A 17673-nucleotide genomic window follows, 5' to 3' on the forward strand; every position below is an offset into this window, starting at 1 on the left:
ATCCCGGGGGAGCCCCGAAGGGGCGCGGGCAAAGCCCCCAGTCAGGTGCGGATGCCGGCGAAACGGGTTTGCCACTCCTCGCGCTCTTCGTCGGAGACCTTGCGGAAGAGCACCTCGGGCGTGGTGAAGGCATGGCCCGGGGGGAGGGCGGTGAGCGCGGCGCGCAGGTCGGTGGGCCAGCTGCGATCCTCGGTTTGCATCGCCTCCAGCATGATCTCGGTCGCGTCGGGAATGAAGGGCGCCGACAGGATCGCGTAGATCCGAACGAGGTTGAGGGCGAGGCGGGCCTGCGCGGCCGCCTGGGCCGGGTCGGTCTTGAACACCGTCCAGGGCGCGGCCGATTGCAGATATTCATTCCCCGCGACCCAGATCGCGCGCAGCTCCGCCGCCGCCTTGCGGACCTCTTTTTCATCCATGTAGCGCTCGTAATCCGCCAGCCGCGCGGTCAGTTCGGCCAGGAGAGCCTCCTCCCGCTCACCCCAGGCGCCGCCCTCGGGCAGCGCTTCGCCGAATTTCGAGCGGGTGAATTTGGTGATGCGGCTCACGAAATTGCCCAGCACATCGGCCAGATCCTTGTTCACCGAGCTCTGGAAATTCTCCCAGGTGAACTCGGCATCCGAGCTTTCCGGCGCATGGCTGAGCAGCCACCAGCGCCAGTAATCCGAGGGCAGGATCTCGAGCGCCTGATCCATGAAAACGCCGCGCCCGCGCGAGGTCGAGAACTGGCCGCCATCATAGTTCAGGTAGTTGAACGACTTGATGTAATCGACGAGCTTCCAGGCCTCGCCCTCGGCCTGATTGACGCCGAGGATCGTCGCGGGGAAGCCGATCGTGTGGAAGGGCACGTTGTCCTTGCCCATGAACTGGGTGTAGGTCACCTCGTCCGCACCCTTGTCGGTGCGCCACCAGCGCGCCCAGTCGCCGCCCGTCTTGTCGGCCCATTCCTGCGTCGCGGCGATATATTCGATCGGCGCATCGAACCAGACGTAGAAGACCTTGCCCTCCATGCCCTCCCAGGGCGCGCCCTCGAATTGCGCGGGTACGCCCCAGGCGAGGTCGCGGGTGATGCCGCGGTCTTGCAGCCCGTCGCCGTCGTTGAGCCATTTCTTCGCGATCGAGGTGGTCAGCACCGGCCAGTCGGCCTTGCTGTCGATCCAGGCGGCGAGCTTCTCCTTCATCGCCGATTGGCGCAGGAACAGGTGTTTGGTGTCGCGCATCTCGAGCTCGGTCGAGCCCGAGATCACCGAGCGCGGGTTGATCAGATCGACCGGGTCGAGCTGCTTGGTGCAATTGTCGCATTGGTCGCCGCGGGCCGAGTCATAGCCGCAGTTCGGGCAGGTGCCCTCGATGTAGCGATCCGGCAGGAAGCGCCCATCCGCGATGGAATACATCTGTTTTTCAACGACTTCGCGGATCAGCCCCTGATCGGCGAGCACCTTGGCGAAATGTTGGGTCAGCACCCGGTTCTGCGCCGAGGAGGAGCGGCCGAAATGGTCGAAGGAGAGCCGGAAGCCGCGCGCGATCCGGGCCTGAACGTCATGCATTTCGGCGCAATAGTCGGCGACGGGCTTGCCGGCCTTGGCGGCGGCGAGCTCGGCGGGGGTGCCGTGCTCATCGGTCGCGCAGATGAACATCACCTCATGGCCGCGCCCGCGCAGGTAGCGCGCGAAGAGGTCGGCGGGGAGCTGCGAGCCGACGAGGTTGCCCAGGTGCTTGATGCCGTTGATATAGGGGATTGCCGAAGTGATCAGATGCCGCGCCATTGTCCCGTCCTTCATCCTATTTTCCGGGGGTTTAGCGCGCTTGCGGCCGCATGGCCAGAGGCTTCGCGGCCTCTGGCGCAGGGTTCAGAACGGGCAGGGCGCGCCGTCATAGCCCTCGAAGCAGCCGCTCGTGGCCGGGCTGAGCGCGGCAAACCGTGCGGCGAGCCCCGCGGCCGATTGTTCGGGGGTGATCTCGGCGCCGGGCCCGCCCATCGCGGTCTGCACCCAGCCGGGGTGATAGATGCCGACCGAGATCCCGTCGGCCGCCAGATCACGCGCGAGGTTGCGCCCAAGGTTCAGCGCCGCCGCCTTCGAGGCGCGGTAGATATAGCTGCCGCCCGGGGCGTTCGCATCCGAGGCCATCGCCGAGGAGATGATCGCGATCTTGCCCTTCGCGGCGCGCAGGTTCGGCAAGAGCGCCTGAATGGTCAGGAAGACGCCGGTGACATTGGTGGCAAAGCCCTGCGCCCAGAGCGCGGCGCGATAGCCCTCGTCGAGCGTCTGGCCCTTGTCGGGGTAGATCCCGGCGTTGCACACCAAAAGCCCGATCGGCAGCCCGTTGAGCCGCCGCGCCAGCGCCTTGGCCGAGGCGGGCTCGGTCACATCGAGCGGCAAAAGTTCGCCCTGCGGGGCGCGCGCGGTGCCGAAAACGGCCGCGCCGGCGTCACGGTAATGCGCGTAAAGGGCCTCGCCGATGCCGCGGTTGGCCCCGGTGATCAGAATGGTCATGGCGTCCTCCCCTGCCTGTGGCACCCTCTCAGGATGCGCTTCGCCGCAGGAAGTTCAAGCGAAATCAGCGGCTTGGTTTAATTCACCTTGCGGGTGGGCAAAAACGGCAGCGGCAGGACCGGCACCCCCTCCTCCAGAAGCGCGCGCGCCTCCTCGGGGCGGGCCTCGCCATGGATCGCGCGCTCGGGCGCCGCGCCGGAATGCATCGCGCGCGCCTCGGCGGCGAAGTTCAGCCCGACATAATCGGAGTTCGCCTCGATCTCGCGGCGCATCGCGGCGAGCGCCTCCTCGACCTCGGTTTTCGGCGCAAGCGGCGCCTCGGTGGCGGCGCCTTGCGGGCGCAGCTGCGGGGTCATCAGCGCCTTCTCGACCCGCCCCGAGCCGCAAACCGCACAGCTCACCAACCCCTCCGCCGAGAGCGCCTCATAGGCGTCGGCGGATTTGAACCAGCTCTCGAAACTGTGGCCGGCATCGCATTTCAGCGTGTAACGGATCATCGGGCACCTGCGGGGAACTGCCCAAGAGATAGGCGAAATCAGCCCGATTGCAAGGCGCTCAACGCGCCAGCGCGCGCAAGAGCGCCGCGAGCTCGGGCTCGCGCACGAGCTTGGCGGCCTTCTGCACGCGGAACCATTTGCGCCGCCGCTGGCCCTTTTCCGGCCAATCGGCGGCGAGCCGCTCGACGCGCACCGGGTAGAGCTGCACCCGGCAGGGCATGGAAAGCCCGATCCCGAGCATCTTCTGATAGACGAAACTGCCCGTCGAGGGGCCGCCAAGCGCGCCGACCACGCCCGCTTCCTCCCAGGCCTCGATCACCGCCGCTTCGGCGCCCGATCGCCCCGGCATCGCCCAGCCCTTCGGCACCACCCAGCGCCCGGTATCGCGCGAGGTGATCAGCAAGACCTCCACCGCGCCCGCCTTGCGGCGGGTGCAGAGCGCGCCGAATTGAACCGGCTCGGCCCCTTCTGCGGCGCGCAGAAGAGCAAGTTTGTGCTCCATCTTCATGTCGGTGCCTGTTGGGCAAATCAGCGCTTAAGCGCCCTTGTTCGCCCTTCAATATAAGGCGATTGGGCGCTGCTTCTAGCCCCTTTCCGTAACGTCCGCATGACGGTTTCGCCGGATTTGTCAGATCTTTTCGAGAATCTCGCGCGCGAGCGCGTTCGGCCCGTCGTGCGAGCCAAGCGCGGCGAGCGCCGCCGAGGCCGCGCGGGCAAGCGTCGCCTGCTGGCGCGCGTCGAGCTCGATCAGCCGCGGCCCGAGCGCCTCGGGCGCCACCGCCCAGGCCCCGCCCGCCGCATCGAGCGCGCCAAAGGCCTCGGCGTGGTTCTCGACCGAGGGGCCGTGGACGAGCGCGCAGCCATAGGCGGCGGGCTCGAAGGGCGTGTGCCCGCCTTTGGGGGCAAAGGTGCCGCCGATGATGCAGATCCCGGCCGAGGCATACCAATTCGCCATCTCGCCCATCGTATCGGCGAGATAGACCGGCGCCTCGGGGGGCTCGCCGGCGGAGCGCTGCGCAAAGGCGAGCCCCGCCGCACGAATCGCGCCCGCGACCTCGGCGGCGCGGCGCGGGTGGCGCGGCGCGAGGATCAGCCGCAGCCCCGGCCGTGCGGCGCGGGCGCGGGCGAAGGCGCGCAGGATCAGCACCTCCTCGCCCGCATGGGTCGACGCCGCGAGCACCGTCGCGGCGCGCGGCCACTCCAGCACCTCGGCGGGCGCGGGCGCCGCTACGGCGGTCTTGAGGTTGAGCCGCGGCAGGCAGCGCTTCGCGGGCAGGCCGAGTGCGCGGAACTCGGCCTCCGAGGCCGGGTCTTGGGCGGAAAGCGCGGTGAGCGCCCGCATCATCCGCCGCCCGAGCCCGATCTTGCGCCAGCGCCGCGCCGAACGCGCCGAGATCCGCGCGCCGACCGCAAAGACCGGCACGCCCCGCGCCTGCGCCATCACGAGCCGGTTCGGCCAGAGCTCATTCTCGACCACGATCAGCGCCGCGGGCCGGTGGCGGGCAAGAAACCGCGTGAGCATCCAGCGCGCATCGAGCGGCGCGAGCCGTGCCTCGATCCGCAGCTCGGCCCAGCCTTGCGCCAGCGCGCGGGCGGTGAGGGTGTTGGTGGTGATCAAGAGCCGCCGCCCGGGCGCGCGCCGCAAGAGCGCCTCGATCAAGGGCCGCGCCGAGGCCAGCTCACCATTCGAGGCGGCATGGAGCCAAAGCGCGCCCGGCGCACTCGCCGCCCCGCCGCCGAGCCGCTCGGCCAGATCGGCGCGGCTCTCCACCCCGCGCAGGACGCGCCAGACGAGCCGCATCAGCAGAAGGGGCAAAGCAAGGGCGAGGAGAAGGCGATAGGGGAGCATCATCGGGCCGGGGGAGAAGTGGCGCCATCAAACCGGCGCGCCGCGGGGGATGCAAGGGCGAAAAGGCGGGGGGCGCTGCCCCCCGAACCCCCCGGCGTATTTTGGCCAAGAAGAAACGCAATGGGCTTCTTCTTGGCTCAAATACGCCTCTTTCAACGCCGGGATCAGCCCGCCGCCAGCCGTTTTTCGCGCGCGATCCGCATCGCTTTGTCGGAGGGCGCGATCAGCGTATAGAACATCGGCACCACGAAGAGGGTGAACATCGTGCCGATGATCAGGCCCGAGAACATCACGATCCCCATCGCCTCGCGCGCCGCCGCGCCCGCGCCTTCGGCGATCACCAGCGGGATCACCGCGAGCGCCATCGCCGCCGTGGTCATCAGGATCGGCCGCAGTCGCGTGCGCGCCGCGATCACGATCGCCTCGCGGCGGGTCTTGCCGTGTTCCTCGCGCTGCTGATTGGCGAATTCCACCATCAGGATCCCGTGTTTGGTGATCAGCCCGACGAGCGTGATCAGCCCCACCTGGCTATAGATGTTGAGCGTGCCGAGCCCGAGGTTGAGCGGCAAGATCGCGCCGAAGATCGTCAGCGGCACCGTCATCATGATGATGAACGGGTCGCGGAAGCTCTCGAATTGCGCGGCGAGCACGAGATAGATCACCAGCACGGCGGCGCCGAAGGCGATCAGGATCGTGTTGCCCTGGCTCACCTCGAGGCGCGACTGGCCCGAATAATCGAGGAAGAATCCCTCGGGCATCGTCTCCTGCGCGATCTTGACGATCTCCGCGAGCCCGTCGCCGGTCGATTGGCCGGGCAGCGGCAGCGCCGAGATGGTGGCGGAGTTGAGCTGGTTGAACTGCTCGATCGCGGCGGCGCGCACGCCGGTCTCGATCTTCACCACCGAGGAGAGCGGCACCATGTCGCCGGTCGCGGCGCGCACGAAATAGGAGCCGAGCTGTTCGGGGTTGGCGCGGAAGCTCTGCGGCACCTGGGTGATGATGTCGTAGCTGTTCGAATCGCGGTCGAACTGCGCGATCGAGGCGCCGCCGACGAGCAGGCCGAGCGTCGTGCCGATATCGGAGACCGGCACGTTCAGCGTCGCGGCCCGGTCGCGGTCGATCGTGACCCGCGCCTCGGGGGCGTCGAAGTTGAGCGAGTTCTGCACCACGATGAACTTGCCCGAGCGCTGCGCCTTCAGGCGGATCTCCTCGGCGACCTCGGAGACGCGGTCGGCGGAGTGGATCGACTGCAGCACCACCGAGATCGGCAGCCCGCCGCCGGTGCCCGGCAGGGTGGGCGGCGCGAAGGCAAAGCCCTTCAGCCCGGTCGATTTGTCGAGCGCGCCCTGGATCTCGGTCTGGATCTCCTTCTGGCTGCGGTCGCGATCGGCCCAGTCCTTGAGCGCCCAGATATGGATGCCCTGGCTGTCATCGCCGCCAAAGCCCGCGATCGAGAATTTCGTGCGCACCTCGGAGATGTCGTCCGTCGCGGCGCTGATCTGCTCGATATATTTCGCGGTATAATCCGAGGTCGCATAGCGCGGCCCGTTCAGGATCGCGAAGAGCGCGCCCTGATCTTCCTCGGGGGCGAGCTCGGTCGAGGTGCGGGTGAACATGAAGCCCATCACGCCGACCAGAACCACGATCACGAGGCCGGTGATGATCCGGTAATCGAGCGAGCCATCGACGCGCCGCTCATAGAAGCCCGCGATCTTGTCGAAGGTGCGGTCGACCCAGGCCTGGAAGCCCGAGCTGTGGCCCTCGATCAGGATCCGCCCCGACATCATCGGCGTGATGGTGAGCGCGATGATCCCCGACAGGATCACCGAGCCCGCCAGGGTGAAGGCGAACTCCTTGAAGAGCGCGCCGGTCAGCCCGCCGGTGAAGCCCAGCGGCGAGAGCACCGCGGCGAGCGTGATCGTCATCGCGATGACCGGGCCGGTGATCTCCTTCATCCCCTGCACCGCGGCCGGGATCGGCTTCATCCCGTCCTCGATATGGCGGTGGATGTTCTCCACCACCACGATCGCGTCATCGACCACGAGGCCGATCGCGAGCACCATGGCCAGAAGCGTCAGCAGGTTGATCGAATAGCCAAGCGCCAGCAGAACCGCCATCACCCCGATCAGCGAGAGCGGGATCGTGACGAGCGGCATCAGCACCGAGCGCAGCGAGCCGAGGAAGAGCAAGATCACCACGACCACGATCGCGACCGCTTCGGCGATGGTGTGGAACACTTCGTTGATCGAGGCCGAGATCGTCTCGGTCGAATCGTAGACGAGCTCGATCGTCATCCCCTCGGGCAGTGCGGAGTTGATCGCGGGGAGCTCCGCGACCACGGCCGCCGCCACGTCGAGCGGGTTCGCCGAAGGGGTGGGCGAGACGCCGATGAAGGTGCCGGTCTGGCCGTTGAAGGTCACGATCTCGCCCGATTCGTCCGAGGCGAGCTCGACGCGGGCGACATCGCGCAGCCGCACCACCGCATCGCCCTCCGCCCGCAGCGGCATCGCGCCGAAGGCCTCCGGGGTTTGCAAGGTGGATTTCAGCGTGATCGACTGGGCGTAGAAATCATTTTCCGTCGAGCCCGGCGCCGAGAGGAAGTTCGAGGCCGAGATCGCGGCATAGACCTCCGCCGCCGTCACGCCGCGCGCGGCGAGCTTGTCGGGGTCGAGCCAGACGCGCATCGCGTAATTCGAGGCGCCGATGATCGAGATCTCGGCCACGCCGGGGATCGTCGACATCCGCGGCCGGATCACCCGCTCGAGATATTCGGTGAGCTGCTCGGGCGTCATGTTGGGGTTGAGCGCGGCGAGATAGAGCAGCGCGAAGGTCCGCCCCGTGCCCTTGACGATCACCGGATCCTTGGCGTCGGAGGGCAGGGTCGAGCGCACCTGCTGGACCTTGGCCAGCACATCGGTGAGCGCGACATCGGGGTCGGCGCCGAGCCGCATGTTGACCGACACCACCGAGGCCGAGGGCCGCGACGACGAGGTCACATAGTCGATATTCTCGGTCGTCGCGACCGCCGCCGCGATCGGCGCGGTGATGAAGCCCTGAATGAGGTCAGGCGCGGCGCCCGGATAGGTCGTGGTGATCGTCACCACGGTCTCGTCGACCTCGGGGTATTGGCGCACCGGCAGGTTGAAGAACGCCTGAATGCCGAGGAGCAACATGAAGGCGCCGAGCACCGTCGAGAGCACCGGGCGGCGGATGAAGAGTTCGGTGAAATGCATGTCGGGTCCTCAGTTCGCGGCCGGAGCCGGGGCGGGGGCGCCCTCGAGGGTCACCGCGGCGCCCGAGCTGAGCCGGTTCTGGCCGGCGTTGACGACCTTGTCGCCCGCCACGAGCCCCTCGCGCACCTCGATGAGATCGGCGGCGCGGCGGCCGAGTTTGACGAAGACCTGCTTGGCGATCAGCGTTTCGGTGCCGTCCTCGGCCTTTTCGCTGCGCACCACGAAGACCGAATCGCCATAGAGGGTCGAGCTGACCACGGTCTGCGGCAGCGCGATGATATCCTGCTCCTCGGGCAGCGAGACGCGCAGGCGCAGGAACTGGCCGGGGGTGAGCTTGCCCTCAGCATCGGGCACCTCGGCGCGGATCGTGACGAGGCGCGAATTCGGGTCGATCTTCGGGTCGAGGCCGGAAACCGTGCCGGTGAGCGTCACATCGCCCACCTCCGAGGTCACCGTCACCGGCAGGCCGGGCGTCGCGAGGCTCGCATCCTGTTCGGTCAGCGAGAAATCGACGCGCATCTTGGTGCGGTCCTGCAGGGTGGCGAATTCGGTGCCGGGGGTCACATATTGGCCGACCTCGATCTTCGGGATCCCGACCGTGCCGGCGAAGGGCGCGGTGAGCTGCTTGGTCTCGAGCGCGGCTTGCAGCTTGGCGACCGTCGAGCGGGCCGAGACCGCCTCGGCCTCGGCGCTGTCGAGCGCGCTGGTGGCCGAAACGCCGCGTTCGCGCAGCTCGCGCGCGCGCTTGAGGGTGGTCTCGGCGAGCTCGAGCGCGGCCTGCGCAGCGGCGAGGTCGGCGCGCTCCTGGCGGTCGTCGATTTGCACCAGAAGCTGGCCCTTCTCGACCGTGTCGCCCGCCTTGAACAGGATCTCGCGGACGATCCCGGCGGCCTCGACGGAGAGATCGGCGCCCTGCGCGGCGGTCGCGGTGCCGATCGCCTCGAGCCCCGGCGTCCAGGGGCCCGGCTTGGCCTCGCTCACCGACACCACCACCGGGGCGGGTTTCATCGTGGCGAAGAACTGCGCGATCATCTTCGAGCGGAACAGGTTGAAACCGACGATCCCGCCGCCCACAACGACGAGCAGGATGATGGCGATGAGAAGACGCTTGAACATGGGCACTCCAGGGGCGGTCAAGGGGCAGGCGAGCGGCGCCGCCAAAATTTGAACCACTCGGTTCATAATTGCCGGGGGCTGTCAATCACTGTGCTGTGAGAATTGGCTCACAATCTGCTGAAGGCAAGATTTCTGCGCGTGCAAAATATGTTCTTGTGCGCACAATAGGCGCAAGGACTCGGTGAATTTGCGCAGCCGGCCTTCGACTTTCGTAGCGTCACCCCGGTCAGGATCTTTCCTTGCCTGAAGAATGACCTCATAAGGCCGAATTAATGTTTTAGGCGCATCCTGAGCAGGTAACGTCGCCTCGGGGCGACAAGAGAAGGGGTGATAAGGATGCTGGTAGATCCTCTGGCGCCGCTGTCCCTGACGCTGGAAGTGGCGCGGATCGGCATGGAAGCCCAAGCCGTGATCGCGATGCGTTTGGCCGGGATGGCCGGTTTTTGGGAAACGCCGCCCTCCGAATTCGTGCGCATGGTGGCCGAAAAGCCGCAAGCCGCGGTGGAGGCTGTCGAGGCCGCGACGCTCGCCGCGATCCGCGGTGGCAGCGCCGATGAGGTTATGCACGCGGGCCTGCGCGAGATCGGCCGCCACACGGCGGGCAATTTCGCGCGCCTGAGCCAGATGGGCCCGAGCTTTGGCGCCGAGCAAGCGGCGCAGTGACGGCCAAGCTCCGTTAACCGCAGATTAACCTTGATCGCGCACCCTCTCGAAAAACGGAGAGGGTCATGCATCGGTTCGCCTGGATCATCGTCACCTTGGCACTCGCGGCCTGCGGCGCCTCGCCCGCGCCGCAGTTCTTCGGCGCAAAGCGCCATGAGATCACCCTCGAGGGCTATCGCTTCGTGGTCTTCCACAAGGACGAGCTCGCCGAGGTGATCCGCATGAATTACCTGCGCCGCGACCAGCACGGCCCGGTGCCACGGCTGATGGTGGCGGCGGTGGAGCAGACCACGGGCTGCAAGGTCGTGGGCAACGAGGTCGGCGTGGTCGCGACGCTCGATACCTATACGCTGCGGGTCGAGGCGGTGAAGCGCTCGCCCTCGCTGCCGGGCGATACCGGCGAGGCGCGGTTCCGTCTGAAATGCTAAGTGATTGATTTTGCGTAGGGCCTGCGACCTCCTGTCGCAAGCGCGCGACGCCGGATCTGACGCAGATCAAAGATCGGCATTCATAAAAAGTGATTCATCGATACATGAAACGCGCCCAGATGGAGGCCCCCATGATCCGCCTTTTCGGCATTATCTACGCCCTCGCCGGCCCGACGCTCGCGGGGATTTTGATCACCGCCGCGCTGACGATGAACAAGTTCGACACGATGTCGATGATCTATGCAGCCGCGATCGGCTTCGTGGCGGCGCTGCCCGTCTCGTGGATCGTCGCCAAACAGATCAACGAAAACGTCTGAGCAAGCCCGCTCGGGGCGGCTGGCCTCAGCTCACGCGCGGGGGTAAGCTGCCCCTGCGCAATGAGTGAGGGACCCATGCCGCAAGTCAAAGGGTATAGTGCGACCCAAATCGCACTGCATTGGATCGTTGCGGTGCTGATCGCGCTGCAATTCGGTCTCAACGACGCGATCGGGACGGCGTTTCGCGCGGTGATGCGCGGCGAGGAGGCGGTCACCGGCCCGCTCGTGCCGCAGCACGTTTTCGGCGGCATCCTGATTCTCGCGCTGATGGCCTGGCGGCTGAAGCTGCGGATGAGCCGCGGCGCGCCGCTGCCGCCCGCCGAAGAGGCGCCGCCGCTCCAGCTCGTCGCGAAAGTCACCCACGGGCTGCTCTATCTCGTGACCATCGCGCTGGTGATCTCCGGCGGGCTGGCGTGGTTTGGCAAGATCGGCGCGGCGGGCGAGCTCCATGAGGGCATGACCGGCGCGCTGCTGATCCTGATCGGGCTGCATGTCGTCGGCGCGCTCTACCACCAGTTCGTGCTGAAAACGAACATCATGGAGCGGATGAAACGCCCGCTCGATTGACGCAAGCGGCGGCTTTCAGGCGATGAAGGCCGCCACCTCCGCCTCGAATTCGCGCGGGCGTTCGGCATGCAGCCAATGCCCGGCGCCCTCGATCCGGGCAAATTCCGCCTGCGGAAACTGGTCGAGAATCGCGGGTTTGACCTCTTCCCGCAGATAATTCGACAGCGCCCCGTAGACGAAGAGCGCCGGCCCCTCGAAAACGCCGGGCGTGCCGGGCCAGCCGAGGATCTGCTCCATCTCGGCGCCCAGAACCTCGAGATTGAGCTTCCAGCGCGGCGGGGTCGCCTTCAGATCGAGCGATTGCAGCAAAAACGCCCGCGTCGCCGGGTCGTCGATCGCCTGCGCGAGCCGCCGATCCGCCTCCGAGCGCAGGGTGAGATTCTCGAGATCAAGCACCTGCATCGCGCGTTGCAGCGCCAGATGCGCGGGCCCGTGGCTATAGGCGACGGGCGCCATATCCGCCACCACCAGCCGGCGCACCATCTCGGGCCGCGTGAGCGCCAGCACCATCGCCGCCTTGCCGCCCATCGAATGGCCGAGCACATCCGCCCGCCCGCCATGCGCCGCGATCACCTCGGCCAAGTCGGCGGCCATATCGGCATAGCTGTGGCTCGGCGCCCAAGGGCTGTCGCCATGGTTGCGCTGATCGACCGCGATCACCTCGCGGTCGGCCGAGAGGCGCTTGGCGATCACATTCCAGTTGCGCGCCGAGCCGTAGAGCCCATGCACGATCACAAGCGGCGGGTGCTCGCTGGGCGAGCCATGAAGGACGATGTTCAACATGGCGCGACCCTAACGCGGGCGCGCGCGCTCTTCCAGTCCGTTCGCGTGCGCGCTAGGCTGGGGCCATGAACCCGACCACAGTGCATCAGATGACCGCCCGGATCTCGCAGCTCATGGCCGAACGGCTGGGCGCGAAGGGGCGCACGCTCGACGAACGGCTCGCGAGCCGCACGCGCGTGCTGCCCCGCCGGGTGCGCAAGGCGGTGGCGCTCTTGGCGCAGGCCGAGGCGATGGCGGCCTCGCCGAAGCTGCTCAAACAAAGCGATATGGGCGCGATTTCAGCGGCTTACGATATCGCGCTGCGCTATTTGCAGCCGCTCGACGGCGGCGCGCGGGTGGGGCGGCTCGTCCTCGGTGCGCTGGCGAGCCTCGCGCTCGGGCTGCTGGCGCTTGGCGCGATGCTCTTGCTGGTGCAAAGCCTGCGCGGCGCGCTTTGACGCAAAAGGGCCCCCGCGGGGGCCCTTCGCTCAGTCTGTCGCGTCGCTCAGAGCGTCGGGTAGATCGGGAAGCGCTTGCACAGCGCCTCGACCTTGGCCTTCACCGCCGCTTCGACCGCGCCGTTGTCATCCTCGCCATTGGCGGCCAGCCCGTCGACCACTTCGACGATCAGACGGCCGATTTCGCGGAACTCCGCCTCGCCGAAGCCGCGGGTGGTGCCCGCCGGGGTGCCCAGACGCACGCCCGAGGTGACGGTCGGCTTTTCCGGGTCGAACGGGATGCCGTTCTTGTTGCAGGTGATATGCGCGCGGCCGAGCGCCTTCTCGGTGGCGTTGCCCTTCACGCCTTTCGGGCGCAGGTCGACGAGCATCACATGGGTGTCGGTGCCGCCGGTGACGATATCGAGGCCGCCCTTCATCAGCTCGTCGGCGAGCGCTTGCGCGTTCTTGACGACCTGTTCGGCATAGGCCTTGAACTCGGGGCGCAGCGCCTCGCCGAAGGCCACCGCCTTCGCCGCGATCACATGCATCAGCGGGCCGCCCTGGATCCCCGGGAAGATCGCCGAGTTCACTTTCTTGGCGATCTCCTCGTTGTTGGTGAGGATCATGCCGCCACGCGGGCCGCGCAGGGTCTTGTGGGTGGTGGTGGTCGCGACATCCGCATAGGGGAAGGGCGAGGGGTGCTGGCCGCCGGCCACGAGGCCCGCGAAATGCGCCATGTCGACCATCAGCCAGGCGCCGACCTCATCCGCGATCTCGCGGAACTTGGCGAAATCGATCTGCCGCGGGATCGCCGAGCCGCCGGCGATGATCAGCTTCGGCTGGTGCTCCTTGGCCAGCGCGCGGACCTCGTCGTAATCGATCCGGTTGTCTTGCTTGCGCACGCCGTATTGCACCGCGTTGAACCATTTGCCCGATTGGTTCGGCGCCGCGCCGTGGGTCAGGTGGCCGCCCGAGGCGAGGTTCATGCCGAGGATGGTGTCGCCGGGCTTCAGCAGCGCGGTGAACACGCCCTGGTTGGCCTGGCTGCCCGAGTTCGGCTGCACGTTGGCAAACTCACAGCCAAACAGCGCCTTGGCGCGGTCGATCGCGAGGTTTTCGGCCACGTCGACGAACTGGCAGCCGCCGTAGTAGCGCTTGCCCGGGTAGCCCTCGGCGTATTTGTTGGTCATCACCGAGCCCTGAGCCTCCATCACCGCCTTCGAGACGATGTTTTCGGAGGCGATCAACTCGATCTCGTCGCGCTGGCGGCCGAGCTCGTTGGTGATCGAGCCGAAGAGCTCCGGGTCACGGGTGGAAAGGCTTTCGGTAAAGAAGCCAGCGTCGCGTTGGGCGGTCATGGGCGTCTCCAGACAAGGATTTTTCGCCGTCCGTTTATCGCAGAAACTTGGGCGCCGAAAGCGCTCAAAACGACATAAAGCCATTTTGGCGCGGCATAATGCGCGCCCATTCGCGCTTGTGTTTCCGATCGGCGCTTGTCACACCTTGGGGGAAACGGGGGAGGCGCAGGTGAACAGGCCCAACCACATCCATTTCGCGGCCTCCTCGAGCGAGACGGCGCAGGCGGCGCTGGCCGAGCTCACCGCGCTTTACGGGCAGGTGCCGCGCGCGCGGGCCGATGTCATCGTGGCGCTGGGCGGCGACGGGTTCATGCTGCAATGCCTCCATGAGGGCTCCGAGCTGCCGGTCTACGGGATGAACCGCGGCTCGGTCGGCTTCCTGATGAACGATTTTGCCGCCGAGAGCCTGCCCGAGCGCCTCGCCGCGGCCGAGGAGGCGGTGATCAACCCGCTGCGGATGCGCGCGCAAACCATCGGCGGGGCGCAGCATCAGGCGCTCGCGATCAACGAGGTGGCGCTCTTGCGCGCGGGGCCACAGGCCGCCAAGCTCAGGATCTCGATCAACGGCAAGGTGCGGATGGAGGAGCTGATCTGCGACGGCGCGATCGTCTCCACGCCGGCGGGCTCGACCGCCTACAACTACTCCGCCTATGGCCCGATCCTGCCGATCGGCTCGGGCGTGCTCGCGCTCACCGGCATCGCGAGTTTCCGGCCCCGGCGCTGGCGCGGCGCGATTCTGCCGGCCACCGCGGTGGTGCGCTTTGACGTGCTCGAGGCCGAGAAACGCCCGGTGATGGCCGATGCCGACAGCCGCTCGGTGGCGCCTGTCGAATGGGTCGAGGTCTGCTCCGAACCCGCGATCGAGCACCGCATCCTCTTCGACCCGGGCCACGGCCTCGAGGAGCGGCTGATGCGCGAGCAATTCGCCTGAGGCTCAGCCCGCTTTCCAGGCCTCGAGCTTGCGGTAAAGCGTCGAGGGCGCCACACCGAGCTCGCGCGCGGCCCGCGGCACCGAGCCGTCGTGGCGCGCCAGCGCCTCCTCGATCGCGTAACGCTCGATCTCGGCCAGCGTGAGCCCCGCCAGATCGGCGCGCAGCGCGTCGGTGGGCGCGCGCTCGAGAGGCGCCGCGGTCTGCGCCAGATCGGCCGGCAGCATCGCCTCGGTCAGCTCCGGCCCGTCATGCATCACCGCCGCCGAGCGCATCACATTCATCAGCTGGCGCACATTGCCCGGCCAGTCCTGCGCGCAAAGCGCCGCCTCGGCGCCCGCGCTCAGCCGGGTGAAACCGCGCCCCTCGAGGCTCGCGAAATGGCGCAGCGCCGCGCGCGCGAGCTCGGGGATATCCTCGCGCCGCGCCCGCAGCGGCGGCAGCGCGATCGGCACCACATGGAGCCGATAATAGAGATCCTCGCGCAGCCGCCCCTCGCGCAGCGCCACCAGCGGATCGCGCGTCGAGGCCGCGATCACCCGCACATCGACCTTGCGCGCCTCGGCGGCGCCGAGCGGCCGGATCGTGCCGCTTTGCAAGAACCGCAGGAGCTTGCTTTGCAAGCTCAGATCGAGCTCGCAGATCTCGTCGAGAAACAGCGTGCCGCCATCGGCGAGCTCCGCCGCGCCCGGCTTGTCGGCCCCGCCCGCGCCGCGGCTCTGGCCGAAGACCTCGATCTCGAGCCGGTCGAGCGGGATCACGCCGCAATCGAGCGGCACGAAAGCGCCGGCGCCGCCGCGCGGCGAAAGCGCATGGATCGCCTGCGCGCAAAGCTCCTTGCCGGTGCCGCTCTCGCCAGTGATGAACACCGGCGCCATCGAGCGCGCCGAGGAGCGCATCCGCGCATAGACCTGCTGCATCGTCTCGGATTGGCCGATGAAGCCCGGCGCCGGGGTGCGCATCTCCTGCGCGCCGGGCGGCAGCGCGAGCGCGGCCGTGTGGCGCGCATTCTGGATCGCCGCCATCAGCCGCGCCTCGTTCACCGGCTTGACGAGGAAATCCTGCGCCCCCGCCCGCATCGCCGCCACCGCCCGGTCGATCGAGCGATCGGCGGTGATCACCACCACCGCCGCCTGCGGGCAGATCGCGAGCATCTCCTGCAGCACCGAGATTCCGTCGCGGTCGGGCAGCATCAGATCCAGCAGCACCACCCCCGCGCCCGGGCTGCGAAAGAGCCCGAGCCCTTCGCCCGCGCTGCCCGCCGAAAGCACGGTGAGCCCCGCCGCGCGCAGGTGGGTTTCGTAGATGATCCGCAGGCTCGCGGTATCCTCGATGAGCAGGATATCGGCCGGCGGGCCGCCGTCGAGCGCGGTCGGAGCGAGCGGGGCGATCATGACTGCGGCTCCTCGCGGCGCGCGGCGGCCTGCTGCTGGGCATAATGGATCAGCCGGTCGATCTGCACGAGCGCGGCCCGGCCCGCGATGCGGATCGCCTCGGCCTCGCCATCATGGGCGGCGCTGTTGAGCCGCTCGGTCGCGCGGTAAAGCGCCATCGCGCCGACCGCCCCCGCGACCGAGCTCAGGACATGGGTCTGCGCGCGGATCGCGGCGATGTCGGGGTGGGGCAGGGCGATATCGAGCCCGCCCTCGACGCGCTTGAGATCGGCGATCAGCCGGCTGAGAAGCTCGCGCGCGCCGCTCGGCCCGGCGAGGACCAGAAGTTGCTCGAGCTCGCCCGTGTCGAGCTCGTCCGCCTCGGCCGCCCCCGTCGCCTGCGCGCCCGCCTCGGCCGCGGCCTGCGCCGGCGCCCCGCCTGGCCCCGCCGCCCCGGGCCCGCCGCGCCGGCCCGCCCGCGTCATCGCCTCGTCGATCGCGGCGGAGAGCTGGCTCATCCCGATCAACGGCTTGGCCATGATCGCATCCGCCCCGGCGGCATAGATCGCATCGCGGTTGGCGCGCAGCACATAGGCCGTGCAGGCCACGATCGGCAGGCCCTCGGCCCCCGCCACCACGCCCCCGCGCACCAGCCGCATCAGCTCGATCCCCGAGAGCCGCGGCATCTCGATATCGACGATCGCCAGGTCGAAGGGCGCCGCCTCGAGCGCGGCGAGCGCCTCCTCGCCATCGGAGACGAGCACGCAGCGCGTGCCCATCGCGGCGAGCATGTGGCTGAGCACGATCTGGTTGGTCTCGCTGTCCTCGGCGACGAGAATGCGCCGCCCGGCGAGATCGGGGAGCGGCGTGCTCGGCGCGAGCGCCATCGGCACCGGGCGCAACATCGGCACGCGCAGGCTGACCCAGGCCCCGCCCTCCGCCCGGTTGGCCAGTTCAAGCGCCCCGCCCATCCGCGCCGCCAACCCCTTGGCGATGAACAGCCCAAGCCCTTCGCCCGGCTTGTCCGCCGCCGCCCCGCGCGCCCCCGCGGTGCCAAGCTGCGCGAGCTCCGCGCCAAAGCCCGGCCCGTCATCGACCACGCAAAACCGCAAGGCCTCCTCGCCCTCGAGCACCACCGTCACCCGCACCGCACCGGCATCGGTGAACTTGATCGCATTGGACAGGATATTGCCGAGCGCACGGTCGAGCGCCAGCCGGTCGACCCGCACCAGCGAGGGCACATCGGGCGCCAGCGCGATCTGGAACTCGAGCCCCTTTTCCCGCGCCGCGCCCTTCCAGCGCATCTCGAGATCGTAAAGCAGCCCCGCAATCTCGACCGCCGGGCCCGAGCCGATCCCGGTCTGCTCGGCCACAAGCGTCAGCCCCTCCTCGAGCAGCCGCGCCAAAAGCTCGCCCGAGGCGCGCACGCGCTCGAGCTGCAACCGCGTCGGATCATCGAGACGATCGTGCGAGACGAGCCGAAGCCCGCCGAGAATATCGCAAAGAGCGGCGCGCAGATCATGGCCGATCAGCCGCAGGCGGGCCAGTTGCGCTTGATCTTCGGGGGAGCCGGGGCTCTGTCGACGCGCTTCGGAGTTTATATTCATGATGAAACCTTTGGCGGATCATCCCGACCTCAAGGATTCATT

At 68.1% G+C, this 17673-nt stretch carries 17 protein-coding genes; 6 read left to right on the top strand and 11 right to left on the bottom strand.

Annotated features, from left to right (window positions below; all coding sequences use genetic code 11):
* Window positions 1-41: 41 nt before the first annotated feature.
* From metG to LPB142_RS03630, 7 genes are all read right to left on the bottom strand, one after another.
* Window positions 42-1763, bottom strand: coding sequence for a methionine--tRNA ligase (gene metG, locus LPB142_RS03600; protein ID WP_071165539.1), 1722 nt, complete (start codon window positions 1761-1763; stop codon window positions 42-44).
* Window positions 1764-1847: 84 nt separating this feature from the next.
* Window positions 1848-2492, bottom strand: coding sequence for an SDR family NAD(P)-dependent oxidoreductase (locus LPB142_RS03605; protein ID WP_068767203.1), 645 nt, complete (start codon window positions 2490-2492; stop codon window positions 1848-1850).
* Between the two features lie 77 nt (window positions 2493-2569).
* On the bottom strand, window positions 2570-2989 hold the full coding sequence (locus LPB142_RS03610; protein WP_068767202.1) for a DUF1178 family protein: 420 nt from the start codon (window positions 2987-2989) through the stop codon (window positions 2570-2572).
* Between the two features lie 58 nt (window positions 2990-3047).
* The gene (locus tag LPB142_RS03615; protein ID WP_232230958.1) at window positions 3048-3491 is read right to left on the bottom strand and encodes an NUDIX hydrolase; all 444 of its coding nucleotides are present in this window, start codon (window positions 3489-3491) and stop codon (window positions 3048-3050) included.
* A 126-nt stretch (window positions 3492-3617) separates the two neighbouring features.
* The gene (locus LPB142_RS03620; protein WP_083392739.1) at window positions 3618-4838 is read right to left on the bottom strand and encodes a 3-deoxy-D-manno-octulosonic acid transferase; all 1221 of its coding nucleotides are present in this window, start codon (window positions 4836-4838) and stop codon (window positions 3618-3620) included.
* Window positions 4839-5002: 164 nt separating this feature from the next.
* On the bottom strand, window positions 5003-8071 hold the full coding sequence (locus tag LPB142_RS03625; protein WP_068767200.1) for an efflux RND transporter permease subunit: 3069 nt from the start codon (window positions 8069-8071) through the stop codon (window positions 5003-5005).
* 9 nt (window positions 8072-8080) lie between these two features.
* On the bottom strand, window positions 8081-9187 hold the full coding sequence (locus LPB142_RS03630; RefSeq protein WP_071165541.1) for an efflux RND transporter periplasmic adaptor subunit: 1107 nt from the start codon (window positions 9185-9187) through the stop codon (window positions 8081-8083).
* Between the two features lie 336 nt (window positions 9188-9523).
* Between LPB142_RS03630 and LPB142_RS03635 the strand changes: the two genes are divergently transcribed.
* From LPB142_RS03635 to LPB142_RS03650, 4 genes are all read left to right on the top strand, one after another.
* Complete coding sequence (locus LPB142_RS03635) at window positions 9524-9850, top strand: hypothetical protein (protein WP_156894309.1); 327 nt, start codon at window positions 9524-9526, stop codon at window positions 9848-9850.
* Window positions 9851-9915: 65 nt separating this feature from the next.
* A complete protein-coding gene (locus LPB142_RS03640) occupies window positions 9916-10278 on the top strand; it encodes a hypothetical protein (RefSeq protein WP_068767197.1) in 363 nt (120 codons plus the stop codon).
* A 131-nt stretch (window positions 10279-10409) separates the two neighbouring features.
* A complete protein-coding gene (locus LPB142_RS03645; RefSeq protein ID WP_068767260.1) occupies window positions 10410-10595 on the top strand; it encodes a hypothetical protein in 186 nt (61 codons plus the stop codon).
* 75 nt (window positions 10596-10670) lie between these two features.
* A complete protein-coding gene (locus tag LPB142_RS03650; RefSeq protein WP_197474256.1) occupies window positions 10671-11162 on the top strand; it encodes a cytochrome b in 492 nt (163 codons plus the stop codon).
* A gap of 15 nt (window positions 11163-11177) precedes the next feature.
* On the opposite strand, the gene LPB142_RS03655 is transcribed toward LPB142_RS03650, so the two are convergent.
* Window positions 11178-11945 (bottom strand): alpha/beta fold hydrolase, encoded by a 768-nt coding sequence (locus LPB142_RS03655; RefSeq protein ID WP_071165543.1) that lies wholly within the window; start codon window positions 11943-11945, stop codon window positions 11178-11180.
* A gap of 65 nt (window positions 11946-12010) precedes the next feature.
* Here LPB142_RS03655 and LPB142_RS03660 point away from each other — a divergent pair, with 65 nt between their 5' ends.
* On the top strand, window positions 12011-12382 hold the full coding sequence (locus LPB142_RS03660) for a hypothetical protein (RefSeq protein WP_071165544.1): 372 nt from the start codon (window positions 12011-12013) through the stop codon (window positions 12380-12382).
* A gap of 47 nt (window positions 12383-12429) precedes the next feature.
* On the opposite strand, the gene glyA is transcribed toward LPB142_RS03660, so the two are convergent.
* The gene (gene glyA / locus LPB142_RS03665) at window positions 12430-13722 is read right to left on the bottom strand and encodes a serine hydroxymethyltransferase (RefSeq protein ID WP_068767193.1); all 1293 of its coding nucleotides are present in this window, start codon (window positions 13720-13722) and stop codon (window positions 12430-12432) included.
* Window positions 13723-13891: 169 nt separating this feature from the next.
* Between glyA and LPB142_RS03670 the strand changes: the two genes are divergently transcribed.
* The gene (locus tag LPB142_RS03670; RefSeq protein ID WP_071167112.1) at window positions 13892-14653 is read left to right on the top strand and encodes an NAD kinase; all 762 of its coding nucleotides are present in this window, start codon (window positions 13892-13894) and stop codon (window positions 14651-14653) included.
* A 3-nt stretch (window positions 14654-14656) separates the two neighbouring features.
* Here LPB142_RS03670 and LPB142_RS03675 read toward each other — a convergent pair whose 3' ends face one another.
* Entirely contained in the window at window positions 14657-16045 is a 1389-nt protein-coding gene (locus LPB142_RS03675; RefSeq protein ID WP_071165545.1) for a sigma-54-dependent transcriptional regulator, read from the bottom strand.
* On the bottom strand, window positions 16042-17631 hold the full coding sequence (locus tag LPB142_RS03680) for a hybrid sensor histidine kinase/response regulator (RefSeq protein ID WP_071165546.1): 1590 nt from the start codon (window positions 17629-17631) through the stop codon (window positions 16042-16044). The genes LPB142_RS03675 and LPB142_RS03680 overlap by 4 nt, the downstream gene beginning before the upstream one ends.
* Window positions 17632-17673 lie beyond the last annotated feature (42 nt).

This window comes from Rhodobacter xanthinilyticus, assembly GCF_001856665.1.
GTDB classification, from domain to species: Bacteria; Pseudomonadota; Alphaproteobacteria; order Rhodobacterales; family Rhodobacteraceae; genus Rhodobacter; species Rhodobacter xanthinilyticus.

What these genes read in the sequence shown, in the direction of transcription:
- LPB142_RS03625 (WP_068767200.1), bottom strand. Translation starts at nt 8,071, where the DNA reads ATGCATTTCACCGAACTCTTCATCCGCCGCCCGGTGCTCTCGACGGTG.
- LPB142_RS03635 (WP_156894309.1), top strand. Translation starts at nt 9,524, where the DNA reads ATGCTGGTAGATCCTCTGGCGCCGCTGTCCCTGACGCTGGAAGTGGCG.
- glyA (WP_068767193.1), bottom strand. Translation starts at nt 13,722, where the DNA reads ATGACCGCCCAACGCGACGCTGGCTTCTTTACCGAAAGCCTTTCCACC.
- LPB142_RS03680 (WP_071165546.1), bottom strand. Translation starts at nt 17,631, where the DNA reads ATGAATATAAACTCCGAAGCGCGTCGACAGAGCCCCGGCTCCCCCGAA.
- metG (WP_071165539.1), bottom strand. Translation starts at nt 1,763, where the DNA reads ATGGCGCGGCATCTGATCACTTCGGCAATCCCCTATATCAACGGCATC.
- LPB142_RS03660 (WP_071165544.1), top strand. Translation starts at nt 12,011, where the DNA reads ATGAACCCGACCACAGTGCATCAGATGACCGCCCGGATCTCGCAGCTC.
- LPB142_RS03650 (WP_197474256.1), top strand. Translation starts at nt 10,671, where the DNA reads ATGCCGCAAGTCAAAGGGTATAGTGCGACCCAAATCGCACTGCATTGG.
- LPB142_RS03640 (WP_068767197.1), top strand. Translation starts at nt 9,916, where the DNA reads ATGCATCGGTTCGCCTGGATCATCGTCACCTTGGCACTCGCGGCCTGC.
- LPB142_RS03675 (WP_071165545.1), bottom strand. Translation starts at nt 16,045, where the DNA reads ATGATCGCCCCGCTCGCTCCGACCGCGCTCGACGGCGGCCCGCCGGCC.
- LPB142_RS03645 (WP_068767260.1), top strand. Translation starts at nt 10,410, where the DNA reads ATGATCCGCCTTTTCGGCATTATCTACGCCCTCGCCGGCCCGACGCTC.
- LPB142_RS03605 (WP_068767203.1), bottom strand. Translation starts at nt 2,492, where the DNA reads ATGACCATTCTGATCACCGGGGCCAACCGCGGCATCGGCGAGGCCCTT.
- LPB142_RS03655 (WP_071165543.1), bottom strand. Translation starts at nt 11,945, where the DNA reads ATGTTGAACATCGTCCTTCATGGCTCGCCCAGCGAGCACCCGCCGCTT.
- LPB142_RS03620 (WP_083392739.1), bottom strand. Translation starts at nt 4,838, where the DNA reads ATGCTCCCCTATCGCCTTCTCCTCGCCCTTGCTTTGCCCCTTCTGCTG.
- LPB142_RS03610 (WP_068767202.1), bottom strand. Translation starts at nt 2,989, where the DNA reads ATGATCCGTTACACGCTGAAATGCGATGCCGGCCACAGTTTCGAGAGC.
- LPB142_RS03615 (WP_232230958.1), bottom strand. Translation starts at nt 3,491, where the DNA reads ATGGAGCACAAACTTGCTCTTCTGCGCGCCGCAGAAGGGGCCGAGCCG.
- LPB142_RS03630 (WP_071165541.1), bottom strand. Translation starts at nt 9,187, where the DNA reads ATGTTCAAGCGTCTTCTCATCGCCATCATCCTGCTCGTCGTTGTGGGC.